The 16,362-nt window shown below is 67.1% G+C and carries 17 protein-coding genes and 3 tRNA genes; 13 read left to right on the top strand and 7 right to left on the bottom strand.

Translation table 11 applies throughout. From position 1 onward, the window contains the following. The first annotated feature begins 17 nt into the window (after positions 1 to 17). Positions 18 to 1,070, top strand: a complete 1,053-nt coding sequence (gene murB / locus AB6807_RS21625; RefSeq protein WP_371086194.1) for a UDP-N-acetylmuramate dehydrogenase — start codon at positions 18 to 20, stop codon at positions 1,068 to 1,070. 17 nt (positions 1,071 to 1,087) lie between these two features. After that, complete coding sequence (locus AB6807_RS21620; protein ID WP_371086193.1) at positions 1,088 to 1,945, top strand: hypothetical protein; 858 nt, start codon at positions 1,088 to 1,090, stop codon at positions 1,943 to 1,945. A gap of 82 nt (positions 1,946 to 2,027) precedes the next feature. Here AB6807_RS21620 and argG read toward each other — a convergent pair whose 3' ends face one another. The 4 genes from argG to AB6807_RS21600 all read right to left on the bottom strand — a co-directional run bounded on the left by argG (position 2,028) and on the right by AB6807_RS21600 (position 4,859). Next, positions 2,028 to 3,368, bottom strand: a complete 1,341-nt coding sequence (argG, locus tag AB6807_RS21615; RefSeq protein ID WP_116911090.1) for an argininosuccinate synthase — start codon at positions 3,366 to 3,368, stop codon at positions 2,028 to 2,030. A 30-nt stretch (positions 3,369 to 3,398) separates the two neighbouring features. Then, complete coding sequence (locus AB6807_RS21610) at positions 3,399 to 3,725, bottom strand: pyrimidine/purine nucleoside phosphorylase (protein ID WP_116911091.1); 327 nt, start codon at positions 3,723 to 3,725, stop codon at positions 3,399 to 3,401. Positions 3,726 to 3,850: 125 nt separating this feature from the next. After that, positions 3,851 to 4,447, bottom strand: coding sequence for a hypothetical protein (locus AB6807_RS21605; RefSeq protein ID WP_371086192.1), 597 nt, complete (start codon positions 4,445 to 4,447; stop codon positions 3,851 to 3,853). A 58-nt stretch (positions 4,448 to 4,505) separates the two neighbouring features. Next, entirely contained in the window at positions 4,506 to 4,859 is a 354-nt protein-coding gene (locus tag AB6807_RS21600) for an ArsC family reductase (protein ID WP_371086191.1), read from the bottom strand. A 36-nt stretch (positions 4,860 to 4,895) separates the two neighbouring features. Here AB6807_RS21600 and folC point away from each other — a divergent pair, with 36 nt between their 5' ends. The 10 genes from folC to AB6807_RS21550 all read left to right on the top strand — a co-directional run bounded on the left by folC (position 4,896) and on the right by AB6807_RS21550 (position 13,097). After that, on the top strand, positions 4,896 to 6,203 hold the full coding sequence (gene folC, locus AB6807_RS21595) for a bifunctional tetrahydrofolate synthase/dihydrofolate synthase (RefSeq protein ID WP_371086190.1): 1,308 nt from the start codon (positions 4,896 to 4,898) through the stop codon (positions 6,201 to 6,203). A gap of 73 nt (positions 6,204 to 6,276) precedes the next feature. Further along, positions 6,277 to 7,176, top strand: coding sequence for an SPOR domain-containing protein (locus tag AB6807_RS21590; protein WP_371086189.1), 900 nt, complete (start codon positions 6,277 to 6,279; stop codon positions 7,174 to 7,176). Positions 7,177 to 7,194: 18 nt separating this feature from the next. Then, positions 7,195 to 7,680: a CvpA family protein gene (locus AB6807_RS21585; protein ID WP_116911096.1), complete on the top strand. Its 486-nt coding sequence runs from the start codon at positions 7,195 to 7,197 to the stop codon at positions 7,678 to 7,680. A gap of 12 nt (positions 7,681 to 7,692) precedes the next feature. Further along, the gene (purF, locus tag AB6807_RS21580; protein WP_116911097.1) at positions 7,693 to 9,195 is read left to right on the top strand and encodes an amidophosphoribosyltransferase; all 1,503 of its coding nucleotides are present in this window, start codon (positions 7,693 to 7,695) and stop codon (positions 9,193 to 9,195) included. Between the two features lie 8 nt (positions 9,196 to 9,203). Continuing rightward, complete coding sequence (locus AB6807_RS21575; protein ID WP_371086188.1) at positions 9,204 to 10,427, top strand: O-succinylhomoserine sulfhydrylase; 1,224 nt, start codon at positions 9,204 to 9,206, stop codon at positions 10,425 to 10,427. 4 nt (positions 10,428 to 10,431) lie between these two features. Continuing rightward, positions 10,432 to 11,820 carry a glutamate--tRNA ligase gene (gene gltX / locus AB6807_RS21570; RefSeq protein WP_371086187.1) on the top strand — a complete coding sequence of 463 codons (1,389 nt, stop codon included), beginning with the start codon at positions 10,432 to 10,434 and terminating at the stop codon, positions 11,818 to 11,820. Positions 11,821 to 11,854: 34 nt separating this feature from the next. After that, positions 11,855 to 11,930, top strand: a tRNA-Ala gene (locus tag AB6807_RS21565). A gap of 54 nt (positions 11,931 to 11,984) precedes the next feature. Next, positions 11,985 to 12,060, top strand: a tRNA-Glu gene (locus tag AB6807_RS21560). A gap of 69 nt (positions 12,061 to 12,129) precedes the next feature. After that, positions 12,130 to 12,206: transfer RNA gene (locus AB6807_RS21555), tRNA-Asp, on the top strand. A 414-nt stretch (positions 12,207 to 12,620) separates the two neighbouring features. Further along, entirely contained in the window at positions 12,621 to 13,097 is a 477-nt protein-coding gene (locus AB6807_RS21550) for an HU family DNA-binding protein (RefSeq protein WP_371086186.1), read from the top strand. Between the two features lie 104 nt (positions 13,098 to 13,201). On the opposite strand, the gene AB6807_RS21545 is transcribed toward AB6807_RS21550, so the two are convergent. The 3 genes from AB6807_RS21545 to AB6807_RS21535 all read right to left on the bottom strand — a co-directional run bounded on the left by AB6807_RS21545 (position 13,202) and on the right by AB6807_RS21535 (position 15,346). Continuing rightward, positions 13,202 to 13,411, bottom strand: coding sequence for a hypothetical protein (locus AB6807_RS21545; protein ID WP_116911101.1), 210 nt, complete (start codon positions 13,409 to 13,411; stop codon positions 13,202 to 13,204). Between the two features lie 127 nt (positions 13,412 to 13,538). Beyond that, a complete protein-coding gene (locus tag AB6807_RS21540) occupies positions 13,539 to 14,207 on the bottom strand; it encodes a DUF418 domain-containing protein (RefSeq protein WP_371086185.1) in 669 nt (222 codons plus the stop codon). A 125-nt stretch (positions 14,208 to 14,332) separates the two neighbouring features. Next, the gene (locus AB6807_RS21535) at positions 14,333 to 15,346 is read right to left on the bottom strand and encodes an AraC family transcriptional regulator (protein ID WP_371086184.1); all 1,014 of its coding nucleotides are present in this window, start codon (positions 15,344 to 15,346) and stop codon (positions 14,333 to 14,335) included. Positions 15,347 to 15,555: 209 nt separating this feature from the next. Here AB6807_RS21535 and AB6807_RS21530 point away from each other — a divergent pair, with 209 nt between their 5' ends. Further along, positions 15,556 to 16,347 (top strand): SDR family oxidoreductase, encoded by a 792-nt coding sequence (locus AB6807_RS21530; protein ID WP_371086183.1) that lies wholly within the window; start codon positions 15,556 to 15,558, stop codon positions 16,345 to 16,347. Positions 16,348 to 16,362: the final 15 nt, after the last annotated feature.

Raw genomic sequence — 16,362 nt, 5'->3', positions numbered from 1 at the left:
GATGCGACAATTCTCCCATGATCGTGGAGTCCAACGTCCCGCTGCAGCCCTACAACAGCTTCGGCATCGTCGCGCGTGCACAGCACCTGCTGCGCATTGCCGATGAAGCCGACCTGGTCGCGCTGCATGCCGATGCGCAATGGCGCGACGCGCCGCGTTTCGTGCTGGGCGGCGGCAGCAACATCGTCATTACCGGCGACGTGAAGCAGCTGGTGCTGAAGGTCGAGATCAAGGGCCTGCGGCTGGTCGAGGAGACCGAGCGCGCCTGGATCGTCGAGGCCGGCGCCGGCGAGGTCTGGCATGACGCGGTGGAATGGATGGTGCGCAACGGCTACCCGGGGCTCGAGAACCTGGCCCTCATTCCGGGCACCGTGGGCGGCTCGCCCGTGCAGAACATCGGCGCCTACGGGGTCGAGCTGCAGGACCGCTTCGAGTCACTGGACGCCTACGACCTGGAAACCGGCCGCAGCTTCACGCTCGACGCCGCGCAGTGCGCCTTCGGCTACCGCGACTCGGTGTTCAAGCACGTGCGCAGCGGCCCGAACGACTTCGGGCTGGCCGGCCGCGCGGTGATCACCCGGGTGCGCTTTCGCCTGCCCAAGCCGTGGAAGGCCGTGGTCGGCTACCTCGACCTGGAACGCAAGATGGAAGAAAGCGGCAACTTCACCCCGAGCGCGCAGGACGTGTTCGACTGGATCTGCGCCATCCGCCGCGCCAAGCTGCCCGACTGGCGCGTGCTGGGCAACGCCGGCAGCTTCTTCAAGAACCCGACGGTCACGCCCGAGCAGTGCGCCGACATCATCGCGCGCGACCCCAAGATCGTTCACTACCCCATGGACGACGGCAGCATCAAGCTGGCGGCGGGCTGGCTCATCGACGCCTGCGGCTGGAAGGGCAAGTCGGTCGGCAATGCCGGCGTGTACGAGCGCCAGGCGCTGGTGCTGGTGAACCGCGGCGGCAACGAGAACCCGGTAACCGGCGGCGAGGTGATGACCCTGGCGAAGGCCATCCAGACCAGCGTGTACGAGCGCTTCGGCATCCGGCTGGAGCCGGAGCCGGTGGTCGTCTGAGCTGCTGACCGGCCGGCATGGATCTCGACTTCCTGCACCTGAATTTCCGGCGCCGCATCGGTGCCCTGGTGTGGGCCCGGCGTGCGGTGCCATTGCTCGCGTTGCTGTCTTTGTTCCTGGGCTCGCGCCGCTGGGGCGTGGTGGTCTCGGTGATCTTGGTGGCGGTGCTGTTTTCGGCGGTGCTCAAGTTTCTGGAGACCAGCCTGCGCCGGCAGTTCATCCGCGAAGCGCGGCTGCCCCCGTTTCTGATCGGCAAGCTGCGCGAGGCGCACCCGCAGCTGAGCCGCCGCGACGCCGAACTGGTGCTGCGCGGCCTGCGCCAGTTCTTCATGTCGCACCTGCGCAGCGACCGCAAGTTCGTTGCCATGCCCTCGAAGGTGGTCGACACGGCGTGGCACGAGTTCATCCTGCACACGCAGGGCTACCAGAACTGGTGCAAGGCGGCCTTCGGCGGCATGCTGCACCACAGCCCCGCCGAGGTGCTGGGGCGCGACCCCAAGCGCAACGACGGCCTGCGCCGCACCTGGTACTGGGCCTGCAAGGAGGAAAGCATCGACCCGCGCAACCCGGCGCGGCTGCCGCTGCTGTTCGCGCTGGACGTCAAGTTCGCGATCGCAGGCGGTTTTACCTACGTGCCCGACTGCCGGGCGGTGGAGCGCTACATCGGCTCGGGCACGCAGTGCGGCACCAGCTTCGGTGACTCGTCGTCCGACGGCGGCAGCTCGGGCGACGCGGGCGGCTTCGGCGGCAGCGAGTCGAGCAGCAGCGACGGCGGTGGCTCGAGCGATGGTGGCGGCGCGAGCGGCGATTCGTCCGGCTGCGGCGGCGGCAGCAGTTGCGGGGGCGGTTGCGGCGGGGGAGGCGGCGGGGACTGAGCCCTTGCCGGCGCAATGACAAACGGGCCCCGAGGGGCCCGTTGTCTTTGGGGCTGCGGTCAGCCCCGGCGTCAGCGCACGATCAGTTCGCGTCGCCGTCGTTCGTCAGCTTCGGCAGCGAGGCGCCTTCGCTCGACGACAGCAGGCCGACGCGCGTGTAGATCGCCAGCTTCTCGCGCGTGTCGACGATGTCCAGGTTGCGCATGGTGAGCTGGCCGATGCGGTCCAGCGGCGTGAACGCGCCTTCGACCTTTTCCATGCTCAGGCGCTCGGGCTTGTACGTGAGGTTGGCCGACTCGGTGTTCATGATCGAGTAGTCGTTGCCGCGGCGCAGCTCGATGGTCACCTCGCCGGTGATGGCGCGCGCCACCCAGCGTTGCGCCGTCTCGCGCAGCATGATGGCCTGGGGGTCGAACCAACGGCCCTGGTACAGCAGGCGGCCGAGCTTGCGGCCGTTGTCGCGGTACTGCTCGATGGTGTCTTCGTTGTGGATGCCGGTCACCAGGCGCTCGTAGGCAATGAACAGCAGCGCCAGGCCGGGGGCCTCGTAGATGCCGCGGCTCTTGGCCTCGATGATGCGGTTTTCGATCTGGTCGCTCATGCCCAGGCCGTGGCGCCCGCCGATGCGGTTGGCCTCGAGGATCAGGTCGACCAGGTTCGCGTAGCGCACGCCGTTCAGCGCCACGGGCACGCCTTCTTCGAAGCGCACCGACACGGTCTCGCGCTTGACTTCGACTTCGTCCTTCCAGAAGGCCACGCCCATGATGGGCTGCACGATCTGGATGCCGCTGTTCAGGTGCTCGAGGTCTTTGGCCTCGTGCGTGGCGCCGAGCATGTTGGAGTCGGTCGAGTAGGCCTTCTCGGACGACATCTTGTAGGCGAAGCCGGCCTGCTGCATGAACGCCGACATTTCGGCGCGCCCGCCCAGCTCGTCGATGAAGACCTGGTCGAGCCAGGGCTTGTAGATCTTCAGGTTGGGGTTGGTGAGCAGGCCGTAGCGGTAGAAGCGCTCGATGTCGTTGCCCTTGTAGGTGCTGCCGTCGCCCCAGATGTGGACGTCGTCTTCCTTCATGGCCGACACCAGCATGGTGCCGGTCACCGCGCGGCCCAGCGGCGTGGTGTTGAAGTAGGTCACGCCGGCGGTGGTCACGTGGAACGCGCCGGCCTGCAGGGCGGCGATGCCTTCGTTGGCCAGCTGCACGCGGCAGTCGATCAGGCGGGCGTTCTCGGCGCCGTAGAGCATCGCCTTGCGCGGGATCTCGTCGTAGTCGGGCTCGTCGGGCTGGCCGAGGTTGGCGGTGTAGGCGTAGGGAATGGCGCCCTTGTTGCGCATCCAGTGGAGCGCCGCGCTGGTGTCCAGGCCGCCCGAGAAGGCGATGCCGACCTTCTGGCCGGCGGGAACGTTTTGGAGGATGGTCGACATGTCAGGGGTTCCGGTTCGCGGGTTCGCGGTTCAGCCGAAGTGGCAGATGTAGCTGTAGGGCTCGCCAGTCACGCGGATCTGGAAGCTGGAGTTGCCGGGAATGCTGAACTTCTGGCCGGGGCCCGAGGCGAGCCACTCGGTGGTGCCCGCGAGCTGGTATTCGCAGCTGCCGCCGGCGCCTTCCATGATTTCAGGGGCGCCAGTGTTGAAGGTGAGGGTGGACGGCAGGATCACGCCGACCGATTTCTTGGTGCCGTCCGCCAGCGTGAGGTTGTGGCTCACGCACTTGCCGTCGAAGTACACATTGGCCTTGGTGGCCACTGCGGCGCTGTTGATAGTGTCGGTAGTCGTCGTCATTGGGTGGCGCCGGCGCCATGGCGGTCGGCGAATCGAGGACGCACCGCACCTGCGGCGCACCCGTCAAGGGTTGGAAAAGTCCTCGATTTTAGGGGCTTGGCCGGCCGGCGCCGACGGCCCGTGGCTCAGCGGTGCCAGCCGCCGCGGTAGCCGCCACCCCAGCCGCGGTAGCCGTGGCCGTAGTAGCCGCCGCCCCAACCCCGCGAATAGCCCAGGTTCAGCGAGATGCCCACCGGCGGGTAGGCGTAGGCATAGCCCGGGTCGACGTACACCGGGGCCGGTGCGTACACGGGCGCCGGCTGCGCATACACGGGCGCCGGGCCCCCGGCGCCGACCACCACGCCGGGTTCGGGCACGACGTTGTCCCACGGCGAGCCGCCGGACTGTTGTTGCTGGTAGCCGCTGCCGCTGGCCTCCACCGGATAGGTCTGAACCTGCGCCTGCGGCGCCACCGCCGAGGTCGTCACGCCGTAACCGCTCGCCTGGATGGGAATGGTTGCGCCGGGCCGGCTGTTCATGCGGGTGGTGTAGCGCTGGCCGTTGTATTCGTAGGTGACGTTGTAGCTGACGTCGCTGCCGGTGGTTTCGCGCACCGGCGTGGCCGAGACCACGCGGGCCTGCACCACCTGCCCCTGTTGCTGGGCGTGCACGAGGCCGGTGCCCGCCGCCAGGGCGCCGGCCACCGAAAGGCCGGCAAGGGTGCGAAAAGCAAGTTTGTTCATGGTGTGTCTCTCCTGCAGATGCCGGTTGGAGGCGCCCGCGCCGGGCGGGTTCCGGGGTTTACACGCCGTTGACAGCCCAGGCCTGCGCGTCGAATCCGGTGGTTACAGCTTTTTTCGGGCCCCAGTCGACCACGGGGCGCTTGATGAGGCTGGGGTTGGCCAGCAGCACCGGGCGGGCCGACGCGGCATCGACGACGCCGTTGCGGGTGGTTTCGTCGAGCTTGCGCCACGTGGTGCCCTTGCGGTTGAGCAGCGCCTCCCAGCCGGGCTGCTTCAGCCACTGGTCAAGCTCGGACTCGGGCACGCCCTGTTTCTTGAAATCGTGAAAGGTGTAGGCGACGCCGTGTTCGTCGAGCCAGGTGCGCGCGCGCTTGACGGTGTCGCAGTTCGGGATGCCGTATAGGGTTGTCATGGCCGCGATGATGCCGCGATCGGCGGGTCGGCGACAATGCCGGCCTCCATGGAAACCCTTAACGACTGGCTCGCGCGCGCCGAGCAACTCCATCCCAAGAACATCGAGCTCGGGCTCGAGCGTGCCAAAGAGATGGCGCAGCGCCTCGGGCTGCGCTTCGACTGCCCCGTCATCACGGTGGCGGGCACCAACGGCAAGGGCTCGACCTGCGCCATGCTCGAGTCGATCCTCACGCACGCGGGCTACCGCACCGCGGTGTTCACCTCGCCGCACCTGGTGCGCTTCGAGGAACGGCTGCGGCTCAAGGGCGAAGCCGTCGATGCTTCCAAACTGATAGCAAGCTTCGAAGTGGTCGAAAAGGCGCGCGGCGACCTGAGCCTGACCTACTTCGAGTTCACGACGCTCGGCATCCTGCATCGCATGATCGAGGAAAAGCCCGACGTGGCGATCCTCGAAGTGGGCCTGGGCGGCCGGCTGGACGCGGTGAACATCATCGACGCCGACTGCGCGGTCATCACCAGCATCGACCTCGACCACATGGAGTACCTCGGGCCCGACCGCGAGAGCATCGGCTTCGAGAAAGCCGGCATCCTGCGCGCCGGCAAGCCCGCCATCGTGAGCGACCCGATGCCGCCGCAAAGCGTGATCGACCACGCCAACGCCATCGGCGCCGACCTGTGGCGCTTCGGCACCGATTTCAACGTGTCGGGCGACAAGCAGCAGTGGGGCTGGTCGGGCCGCGGCCGGCGCTACAGCGGGCTGGCCTATCCAGCGCTGCGCGGCGCCAACCAGCTCATCAATGCCGCGGGCGTGCTCGCGGCGCTGGAAGCGGTGCGGCCGCAGCTGCCGATCACCGCGCAGGCCGTTCGCAACGGGCTGGCCATGGTCGAGCTGCCGGGGCGCTTCCAGATCGTGCCGGGCGAGCCCGCGCTGGTGCTCGACGTGGCGCACAACGCACACGCCGTGGCCGCGCTGGCCGAGAACCTCGACGCGATGGGTTTCTACCCCACCACGCACGGCGTGTTCGGCGTGATGGCCGACAAGGACCTCGCGCCGATCCTGGCGCGCATCGGCCCGCTGATCGACCGCTGGTACTTCACCGACCTGCCCACGCCGCGCGCGGCCAAGGGGGCCGACTTGCTGGCCGCCTGGCAGGCGCAGAACACTCGCGCGGATGCCTCGGGCAGCGTGCATGCAGGCCCGATGGACGCGTTGCGCGCGGCCATCGAGCACGCAGACCCCGCTGATAGAATCGTCGTCTTCGGATCGTTCTTCACCGTGGGTGGCGTGCTTGAAAACGGCACCCCCCGGCTGCAAGCCAAACACCTGCTGCCAGGCGGCTGATCGTCGGGCTGTCCACACACCCATCCGGCACCATCGGGCACACCTCGCTGCACTCCTTCAGGGATCGAACTTCATGGCGTTTTTCAAGTTCCGCACGCGCGGCCCACAAGGCAACGAAGGACGCAGCGCACCGGCTGCCGTGCCGGCGGAAAGTGTCGAATCCATGCGTCGGCGTGCGCGCCACCGGCTGCTGGGCGCAGCGGTGCTGGTGCTGCTCGGCGTGATCGGTTTCCCGCTGCTGTTCGACACGCAGCCGCGCCCCGTGTCGGTCGACATTCCCATCGAGATTCCCGACCGCAACAAGGTCAAGCCGCTGCCCGTGCCGGCCACGCCCGCGCCTGCTGCAAGCACCGCCCCGACCGCGCCCGACAACGGCTCGCGCGTGGCCTCCGCCGGCGGCATGATTACCGAGACCGCCGACGGCACCGAGATCGATTCCAGCAAGCCTGCCGCCAGCACGCCCGCGGCTGTTGCCCCCGTTACGCCAGCCGCGCCCGTGGAGCGCAAGCCCGAGCCCAAGCCGGAACCGAAGCCGGAGCGCAAGCCCGAGCCGAAACCGGAACACAAGCCCGAACCCAAGCCAGAGCCGAAGCCGAAGTCGGAAGCCAAGCCCGAAACGAAGCCTGAATCGAAGCCCAAGCCGGCTGCCACCGCGGACGACGGCGCGCGCGCGCGTGCGCTGCTCGAAGGCAAGCCTTCGACGGCCTCCACCGCTGCGGCCAAGCCCGCCGACGAGGCCGCCGCTGGCCGCTTCGTGGTGCAGGTCGGTGCGTTCGCCGATGCGGACAAGGCGCGCGAAGTGCGCCAGAAGCTCGAGCGCGCCGGCTTGAAGACCTATGTGCACGTGGCCAAGACGGCCGACGGCGAACGCACGCGTGTGCGTGTCGGCCCGTTCGCCTCGCGTGCCGAGGCCGACCGAGCGGCGGAGAAGGTCAAGGGCTTGTCTTTGTCGGCCGCGATCCTCACGTTGTAAGCACTGCCGCCTGTCGCCGTGGCCATGCTCGACTGGACCGCCGTCGCGCTCATCGGGGTGTCGATGCTCTTCGGCCTGATGCGCGGCCTGGTGTTCGAGGTGATCTCGCTGATCGGCTGGGTGGCCGCCTTCGTCGCCGCCCAGTGGCTGGCCTCCGGTGTGGCGGCATGGTTGCCGTTCGGCGAGCCGCAGGCGGCGTGGCGTTATCCGCTGGCCTTCGTGCTGGTGTTCGTGGCGGTGGTGTTCGGCGTGGGCCTGGTGGCCGCGCTGACGCGCAAGTTGATCACGGTCGTGGGTCTGCGGCCGGTGGACCGGATTTTGGGAGCAGCGTTCGGTGCGGCGCGGGGTGCGGTGGCCCTGCTCGTGCTGGCCGTCGTTGTTCATTTGCTGGTGTTGAGCGACAGTGCCTGGTGGCACGAATCGCGCAGCGCCATTGTTCTCGATGCGGCACTGCAGGGCCTGAAGCCTGCGCTGCCTGAAAAGTTGGCAAGCTACCTGCCCTGAGAGGAATCGTTCATGTGTGGAATCGTCGGCGTTGTCAGCAACGCACCCGTCAATCAACTGCTCTATGACGCACTGCTGCTGCTGCAGCATCGCGGCCAGGACGCGGCTGGCATCGTCACCTTGCTCGAGCGCAAGTTCTTCATGCACAAGGCCAAGGGCATGGTGCGCGACGTTTTCCGCACGCGCAACATGCGCGCGCTGCCGGGCAACGTGGGCCTGGGCCAGGTGCGCTACCCGACCGCCGGCAACGCCTACAGCGAGGAAGAGGCGCAGCCCTTCTACGTGAACGCGCCCTTCGGCATCGTGCTGGTGCACAACGGCAACCTGACCAATGCCCACGCGCTGCGTTCGGAGCTGTTCTCCACGGACCACCGCCACACCAACACCGAGAGCGACTCCGAAGTGCTGCTCAACGTGCTGGCGCACGAGCTGGAGCGCTCGTCGCGCGGCGTGCCGCTGCACCCGGCCGAGGTGTTCGCGGCGGTCAAGAACATGCACAAGCGCCTGCGCGGCTCTTATGCCGTGGTGTCGCTCATCGCCGGACACGGCCTGCTCGCTTTCCGCGATCCATACGGCATTCGCCCGCTGTGCATGGGCCGCAGCGCCGACGGCGCCGTGATGGTGGCCAGCGAGTCGGTCGCGCTCGAAGGCTCCGGCCATGTGTTCGAGCGCGACATCGCGCCGGGCGAGGCCGTGTTCATCGACCTCGAAGGCAAGGTGCATTCCATGCAGTGCGCCGAGTCGCCGTCGCTGAACCCGTGCATCTTCGAGTTCGTGTACCTCGCGCGTCCGGACTCGGTGCTCGACGGCATCTCGGTCTACCAGGCGCGCCTGAACCTGGGCGAAACGCTGGCCAAGCGCGTGGTCTCGACCGTGCCGCCCAACCAGATCGACGTGATCATCCCGATTCCCGAGTCGAGCCGCCCGAGCGCCACGCAGCTCGCGCACCTGCTGGGCGTGCCGTACCGCGAAGGCTTCGTGAAGAACCGCTACGTGGGCCGCACCTTCATCATGCCGGGGCAGGGCGTGCGCAAGAAGTCGGTTCGCCAGAAGCTCAACGTGATCGCCAGCGAGTTCAAGGGCCGCAACGTGCTGCTGGTCGACGACTCGATCGTGCGCGGCACCACCAGCCAGGAAATCGTGCAGATGGCACGCGACGCCGGCGCCCGCAAGGTCTACCTGGCCAGCGCCGCGCCACCGGTGCGCTACCCCAACGTCTATGGCATCGACATGCCGACCAAGGGCGAGCTGGTGGCGCACGACCGCACCATCGAGGAAATTCGCCAGCTCATCGGCTGCGACGCGCTGATCTACCAGGACGTCGATGCCATGAAGCGCGCCATCGGCTCGCTCAACGGCAAGCTCGACGGCTTCGACGCCTCCTGCTTCGACGGCGTGTACGTGACCGGCGACATCGACACCGAAGCCATCTCGCGCATGAACGGCAACCGCCCGCGCATCGAAGAGACCGAGGAAGACTCTTCGCGCCTCGCGCTGCCCAACCTCAGTGAGTGAGAGCTGAAGTGACCGACGAACGCACCCTGCCGCCCGGCCTGCACCCCGACACGCTCGCGCTGCGCACCGGCCTCGCGCCGAGCCAGTACGGCGAGCACTCCGACGCGTTGTTCCTCACCAGCGGCTTCGTGCAGCCCGACGCCGAAACCTCGATGCGCCGCTTTGCGGGCACCGAGCCCGGCTTCACCTACTCGCGCACCTCGAACCCGACGGTGACCAGCTTCGAGCAGCGCATCGCGGCGCTCGAAGGCACCGAGGCGGCCATCGGCGCGTCCACCGGCATGGGCGCGATCCTCATGATGTGCATGGGCCTGCTGAAGGCCGGTGACCACGTGATCTGCTCGCGCTCGGTGTTCGGCTCCACGCTGAACCTGTTCGGCAAGGAGTTCGCCAAGTTCGGCGTGGAAACCACCTTCGTCTCGCAGACCGACGTGGCCGAGTGGCGCGCGGCCGTCAAGCCCAACACCAAGCTGCTGTTCGCCGAAACGCCGACCAACCCGCTGACCGAGGTATGCGACATCCGCGCCCTGGCCGACGTGGCGCATGCCGCGGGTGCGCTGCTGGCGGTGGACAACTGCTTCTGCACGCCCATCCTGCAGCGCCCGGCCTCGCTGGGGGCCGACCTGGTCATCCACTCGGGCACCAAGCACCTCGACGGGCAGGGCCGCGTGATGGCGGGCGCGATCTGCGGCCCCGCGAAGTACATCGTCGACGTGTTCGGCCCCGTGGTGCGCACCGCCGGCATGGCGCTGGCGCCGTTCAATGCGTGGGTGGTGCTCAAGGGCATCGAGACGCTGGGCGTGCGCATGAAGGCGCATTGCGCCAATGCGCTCGACATTGCGCAGTGGCTCGAAAAGCAGCCCGGCATCGCCCGCGTGTACTACCCTGGCCTCACGTCGCATGCCCAGCATGAGCTGGCCATGCAGCAGCAGTCGGGGCAGGGCGGTGCGGTGGTGTCGTTCGACGTGGTCGGCGACACGCCCGAGACGGCCCGCGCCAATGCGTTCCACGTCATCAACAGCACGCGCGTGGTGAGCGTCGCCACCAACCTGGGCGATGTGAAAACCATCATCACGCACCCCGGCACCACCTCCCACGGGCGCCTGACCGAAGCGCAGCGCCAGGCTGCGGGCATCGGCCAGGGGCTGATCCGCCTCGCGGTCGGCCTCGAGCACGCCGAAGACATCAAGGCCGACCTTTCGCGCGGCCTGGGCACCCTGAATCCACGATAAAGACATGACCGGCAAAGTACGTACCCGCATCGCACCGTCCCCCACGGGTTTTCTTCACCTGGGCACCGCGCGCACCGCGCTGTATTCGTGGGCCTACGCACGCCACTACGGCGGCGAGTTCGTGCTGCGCATCGAGGACACCGACGTGGCCCGCTCCACGCAGGACTCGACCGACCAGATCCTGGCGTCGATGCACTGGCTCGGCCTCGACTACAACGAAGGCCCGATCTACCAGATGCAGCGCCTGGAGCGCTACCGCGAAGTGATCGCGCAGATGCTCGCGGCCGGCACGGCCTACCACTGCTACTGCACGCCCGCCGAACTCGACGCGATGCGCGAGGCGCAACGCGCGCGCGGCGAAAAGACGCTCTACGACCGCCGCTGGCGCCCCGAGCTGGGCAAGGTGCTGCCGCCCGTGCCCGAAGGCGTGCCACCGGTGGTGCGCTTCTGCAATCCGCCCGAAGGCGACGTGACGTGGAACGACCTGGTGAAGGGCGAGATCACCATCAACAACCGCGAGATCGACGACCTGATCATCCTGCGGCCCGACGGTGTGCCCACCTACAACTTCGCGGTGGTGGTCGACGACTGGGACATGAACATCACGCATGTGTTCCGCGGCGACGAGCACATCAACAACACGCCGTGGCAGATCAACATCTTCCGCGCGCTTGGCGCACCGCTGCCCGAGTTCGGCCACGTGCCGGTGATTCTTGGCGACGACGGGCAGAAGCTCTCCAAGCGCCGTGGCGCGGTGAGCGTCACTGCATATGAAGAGAACGGCTACCTGCCAGAGGCCATGCTGAACTACCTCGCGCGCCTGGGCTGGAGCCATGGCGACGACGAGCTCTTCACGCGCGAACAGATGGTGAGCTGGTTCGACGGCACGCACCTCTCGAAGAGCCCCGCACAGTGGGACGCTGCAAAGCTCGCCTGGGTGAACGCGCAGTACATCAAGGCAAAGAGCGGTGAAGCGCTTGCGCCGCTGGTTGCCGCGCAACTGCAAAAGCGCGGCATCGTGAGCGACGAGCGGCTGCCGGCAATCTGCGCGCTCTTCAAGGACCGTTGCGACACCACTGTGGCGCTGGCCAACTGGGCGGCGGCGTTCTATGCGGACATCACGGTGACGGAAGAAGACCGCGCACAGCACATCACCGAGGCCGTTAAGCCCGCGATTGCAACACTCGCCGAAAAATTGATAACTGCGACCTGGGATAAGGCCTCAATCTCAGTTATGATCAAGGAAGTGCTCGCAGCGCACAGCATGAAAATGCCAGCGTTAGCGATGCCAGTACGTGTGCTTGTGATGGGAACATCGCAGACACCGTCCCTCGATTCAGTCCTCGAGATCTTTTCGAAAGAAAAAGTTATCGAAAGATTGAAAAAGGCCTGATAAACGGGCTATAATTCGAGGCTCGACACCCACAGGGGGTATAGCTCAGCTGGGAGAGCGCTTGCATGGCATGCAAGAGGTCATCGGTTCGATCCCGTTTACCTCCACCATTAAGTGTCGAGAGAAGAGATAAGTGCTGATCGCAGCACGGTTCCTAAGGTTTTGACCCTATCGTCTAGAGGCCTAGGACACCACCCTTTCACGGTGGCTACCGGGGTTCGAATCCCCGTAGGGTCGCCAGTTTCACGCAAGTGAAGCCGGCACGAGTCGTCAGCACTCGGCTTCGCAAGAAGTGAACGTTGTCTACCAGGAGTGGTAGTTCAGTTGGTTAGAATACCGGCCTGTCACGCCGGGGGTCGCGGGTTCGAGTCCCGTCCACTCCGCCAGTTCCGACAAGGGTTAGCAGATTCGTCTGCTAACCCTTTTGTCTTTTCGGAGCTCGATGCTGTTCATCTCGACGATGGGCCTTCGCATCACATCCCTCTTTTCAGCTTCTCCGCAACGCGCTCAAGCGATGCGCTAACGCCCTCGTACATTGCATGAGCGAAGTTCGATGCGCGATCGTTGCTCCCAACTTTGCGCCTTGCTTAACTCGGCATGAATCCTGTCGATGGCGAAGAACAAAAAACCGACAAGCATTGGGCACAAAACTTCCACGCACAGAGGAGCAATCGACCTTCGCTCCTCGTTCCGCATCCTCGCAAAACACCCCGCCGCAGCCCTCGCGATATCACTTTAAGTGGCCGAGTTACATAGGCCTTCTCGCAGTCGAATAAACTCCCCCCGCTTGCAGCTTGTATTTGTGCTGCGCCGCCATAGGCAACATGGCGAAATCAAACCTATTAGGAACTCAGTTGAACCGCATCGAACTCGTCGAAAAAATCGCAACCGCCCACAACGTCAGCAAGGCAGAAGCCGCGCGCATCCTCGAGACCATCACCGGCTCGATCGTTGCCGCAGTGAAGAAGGGCGACCCGGTGCAGATCGTCGGTTTCGGCACTTTCAAGCAAGTCGCTCGCGCCGCACGCTCGGGCTTCAACCCCAGCGCCGGTACCAAGATCAAGATCGCTGCACAGAAGGTGCCGAAGTTCGTGCCGGGCGCTGCCTTCAAGGCCGCCGTGGACCCGAAGGCTGCCAAGCGCAAGGCTGACAAGGCCGTGGTCGCAAAGCCCGCCGCCAAGGCTGCCAAGGCCGCCGCCAAGCCGGCTGCAAAGCCCGCAGCCAAGAAGGCCGCCGCACCCGCCAAGAAGGCTGCCGCGCCTGCCAAGAAGAAGTAATTGATGCGTTGCGGCCCTCGCGGCCGCGCATGCATCAAGCAAAACGGCCCCGCGGGGCCGTTTTTTCATGGGCGACGCACAAGCAAGTGCGTCGGGCGAGCGCTTCAATGGGGCTCGATCACGCCTTCGTCGAGGTAGCGCTGGTATTCGGCCAGGGGAATGGCCGCCGTCTGGATGTTGCCGGCGTCGCCCCAGCTCAGCACGGCGCTGTCGGGTGCCAGCTCCACTTCGATCGGGCCTTGGGGAATGAGGATCAGGGGGCCGTCGCCGGCCCTGTATTCGACGTCTCCGGTGACATTGGCGTTGGCTGGCATGAATGCACTCCTCGGTTCGGGTTGGGGGGTTGCGAGACTCGGTTGTAGCCCAACATACCCAGCCCACTCCGGCGCGGGGGTCATCGGCCTGCGGCGTTGGATGTAGGCCAACGGGCCAGCGCCGGCCTCAGGCGCCGCGAACGGCCCTGACCCTGACCTGCGCCGACCGCCGGGCGTGCGCCAGCCGTTGCCAGGCCCACTCGAGCGGCCCATGGTGAAAGCGCGTCATCCACCAGCAACTGGCCATGGCCTGCAGCGCGAAGATAACGGCCCCGAGCACTGCCGCACCCACGACGCTTTCCACGTCGAGCCCGAGCCGGGGAAGCAGCACCAGGCCGACCAGCCCTTGCACCGCGCAATTGGTGAACGCCATGCGCCCCATCGGCGAGAGCTTGCACAGCTTGCGGCGCCAAGCCGCGCGCTGGAACAGCAACACGAAGGCGGCGACACAGAACAGGCCCTGCGAGAGCGGTGCGGCCTGCCGCAGTAGTGCGCGCGCCCAGGCAGTGGCGCTGCCGTCTTGCAGCAAAGGCCCCGCCGTGACGACAAGGCTTCCCACCAACAGCACGCGCCAGAAGCGCCAATGCGCCACCGATTCCCGCAATACTCCCGCGGTGCTGCCTCCAAGCAACAGCATCGCCAGCAGCACCCATCGCGCGTCGAGCAGCGGAACGCGCTGCACGCAGAGCATCAGCGTGCCGGCCAGCGCGAAGCCGCGCAGCGCATCGAGCAGTTCAAGACGACGGAGACGGCCGGCGCTCGAATCGCGCGGCGTTGGGGCAGGAGCGAAGGTCATGGAGGTACGCGTGGCCTGGCCGAGTGCCAGACCCGCGATGCTATGAACCCGCATTGCGCGAACATTGCGTTGCGCCTTTGCCGGGCGCCATCGGACCGGCGACCCATCGACCGCTCCTCAGGGTGTCAGCGCCTGTCGCGTGTCTCTCGCGTCTCCGACGGCCGTTCGCCGAAGCGTGCGCGGTATTGCGCCGCGAAATGCCCCAGGTGCAGGAAGCCGTACTTCTGCGCCACCTCGCGCACCCCCGCGTCCGCCCCATGGGCAGTTGCCTTGAGTTCCTCGCGCACCCGGTCGAGCCGCAGCTCGCGCAGGAACTCCATCGGCCCCTGGCCCACATGCTGGCGAAACGCCTGCTGCAGCGCGCGTGCGCTGCAGCCCACTTCGCCGCACACGTCCGCCAGCGACAGCGGTTGCGCCGCGTGCGCCGCCATGTACTCCTGCGCCCTGCGCACCACGCGCGGCAGCAGCTGGCGCTGCGTGTCGCCCGCCAGCGCGCGTGAATGGTTGTGGCCCGCCGACATCAGCAGGCTGGACATCAGGTATTCCTCGGCATGCTCGCCGAGGCGGCCGCCCGCCTGCAGCGCGTTGCCGGCATCGAGCGTGAGCCGCAGGTAGTCGATGAAGTGCACCAGCGGCGCGAGCGCGGGGTTGTCCAGCGGCACGCCCAGCTCGAACACCAGTGCCTGCTTCAGCGGTGCCTGCAGCAGCGATTCGAGCCGCGACAGCAGCGCCGCGCGCGCGAGCCGCACGATGAGGTGCGGGCTGTCGTCGGCCCAGCGCATCGACAGCGGCTCGGTGGGCGAGGGCAGCGAGGCCATGCGCGGCGTGGCGTCGACCTGCTGGCTGCCGCAACGGATGTCGGCGCCGCCGCGCAGCGGAATCTGCAGCAGGAAAAAGTCCTGCAGGTAGCCCGGGTCGATCTGCACGCCGGGGCCGTACTGCACGTAGTTGAGGCTCACGTCGCGGTGCAGGCGCGCGCTGTGGTGGCAGGCGTCGAGCTCGACGCGCGGGCGCAGCATGGTCAGGCCGTGCGGGCAGAACACGCGGGCCACGCTCTCGCGCGCCTCGTCCATGTCGTGGCTCTCGAACAGGCGGTAGCGCTGCAGCGGCAGCACTGGGGTGATGGCGGCGGTTTCCATGGAGATGGCGTGGGGCAGTGGCACCGTAGCAAAAACCATCCCTGCCCACAATTCGGATCGCCCCTCGGCAAAAAGCTGCGCGCCAGGGACATCGGCTGCGCTTGCGGGATGCGGCTGCGGCCCCTGCCCACCTAAGGTACGCCCACAGGCCACGCGGCCTGCGACATCCCCTCTGTTCCCACCGTTCACTACCCAGGAGAGCCAGCCCCATGTTCAAGGGACTCGAAGGACGCAGCGCCATCGTCACCGGCGGCGCCACATTGATAGGCACCGGCGTGGTGCGGGCCCTGCACGCCGCCGGCGTGAAGGTTGTTGTCGCCGACATCGACGAAGCCAACGGCCAGGCGCTGGCCGATGCACTGGGCGCCGGCGTGCGCTTCGTGCGCACCGACATCACCGACGACGCGCAGGTGCAGGCCTGCGTGGCGCAGGCGGCGCGGCACCACGGCGGCGTGCACTTCCTGGTGAACCTGGCGTGCTCGTACGTGGACGACGGCTTCAAGTCGCCGCGAGCCGACTGGCTCACCTCGTTCAACGTGAACGTCGCCAGCGCCGTGGCCATGCTGCAGGCGGTGCATCCGCACATGGTGGCCGCGGGCGGCGGGGCGGTCGTCAACTTCACGAGCATCTCGTCGCGCGTGGCGCAGACCGGGCGCTGGTTGTACCCGGTGAGCAAGGCCGCGATGGCGCAGCTCACGCGCAACATGGCGATGGACCTGGCGGGCGACCGCATCCGCGTGAACAGCGTGTCGCCGGGCTGGACGTGGTCGGCCGTGATGGACAAGCTGAGCGGCGGCGACCGTGCCAAGACCGATCGCGTGGCCGCACCTTTCCACCTGCTGGGGCGCGTCGGCGACCCCGACGAGGTGGCGCAGGTGGTGCTGTTCCTGTGCTCCGACCACGCGAGCTTCGTGACCGGCGCGGACTACGCGGTGGACGGCGGCTACTCCGCCATGGGCCCGGAGCAGGCGGTGCCGGCCATTCCCAAGCTGATGGACTGACGAAGCCGCGAACCT

Source organism: Variovorax sp. RCC_210 (assembly GCF_041355175.1).
GTDB lineage: Bacteria > Pseudomonadota > Gammaproteobacteria > Burkholderiales > Burkholderiaceae_C > Variovorax.
Note: the sequence above shows the minus strand (reverse complement) of the source record. Positions and strands in the feature narration are given on the sequence as shown.

Bases quoted from the DNA above. Each gene is read 5' to 3' on its own strand.
- AB6807_RS21535 (WP_371086184.1), bottom strand. From the start codon at position 15,346: ATGGAAACCGCCGCCATCACCCCAGTGCTGCCGCTGCAGCGCTACCGC.
- AB6807_RS21605 (WP_371086192.1), bottom strand. From the start codon at position 4,447: ATGAACAAACTTGCTTTTCGCACCCTTGCCGGCCTTTCGGTGGCCGGC.
- AB6807_RS21600 (WP_371086191.1), bottom strand. From the start codon at position 4,859: ATGACAACCCTATACGGCATCCCGAACTGCGACACCGTCAAGCGCGCG.
- murB (WP_371086194.1), top strand. From the start codon at position 18: ATGATCGTGGAGTCCAACGTCCCGCTGCAGCCCTACAACAGCTTCGGC.
- AB6807_RS21620 (WP_371086193.1), top strand. From the start codon at position 1,088: ATGGATCTCGACTTCCTGCACCTGAATTTCCGGCGCCGCATCGGTGCC.
- AB6807_RS21590 (WP_371086189.1), top strand. From the start codon at position 6,277: ATGGCGTTTTTCAAGTTCCGCACGCGCGGCCCACAAGGCAACGAAGGA.
- gltX (WP_371086187.1), top strand. From the start codon at position 10,432: ATGACCGGCAAAGTACGTACCCGCATCGCACCGTCCCCCACGGGTTTT.
- purF (WP_116911097.1), top strand. From the start codon at position 7,693: ATGTGTGGAATCGTCGGCGTTGTCAGCAACGCACCCGTCAATCAACTG.
- AB6807_RS21610 (WP_116911091.1), bottom strand. From the start codon at position 3,725: ATGACGACGACTACCGACACTATCAACAGCGCCGCAGTGGCCACCAAG.
- AB6807_RS21530 (WP_371086183.1), top strand. From the start codon at position 15,556: ATGTTCAAGGGACTCGAAGGACGCAGCGCCATCGTCACCGGCGGCGCC.
- argG (WP_116911090.1), bottom strand. From the start codon at position 3,368: ATGTCGACCATCCTCCAAAACGTTCCCGCCGGCCAGAAGGTCGGCATC.
- folC (WP_371086190.1), top strand. From the start codon at position 4,896: ATGCCGGCCTCCATGGAAACCCTTAACGACTGGCTCGCGCGCGCCGAG.
- AB6807_RS21545 (WP_116911101.1), bottom strand. From the start codon at position 13,411: ATGCCAGCCAACGCCAATGTCACCGGAGACGTCGAATACAGGGCCGGC.
- AB6807_RS21540 (WP_371086185.1), bottom strand. From the start codon at position 14,207: ATGACCTTCGCTCCTGCCCCAACGCCGCGCGATTCGAGCGCCGGCCGT.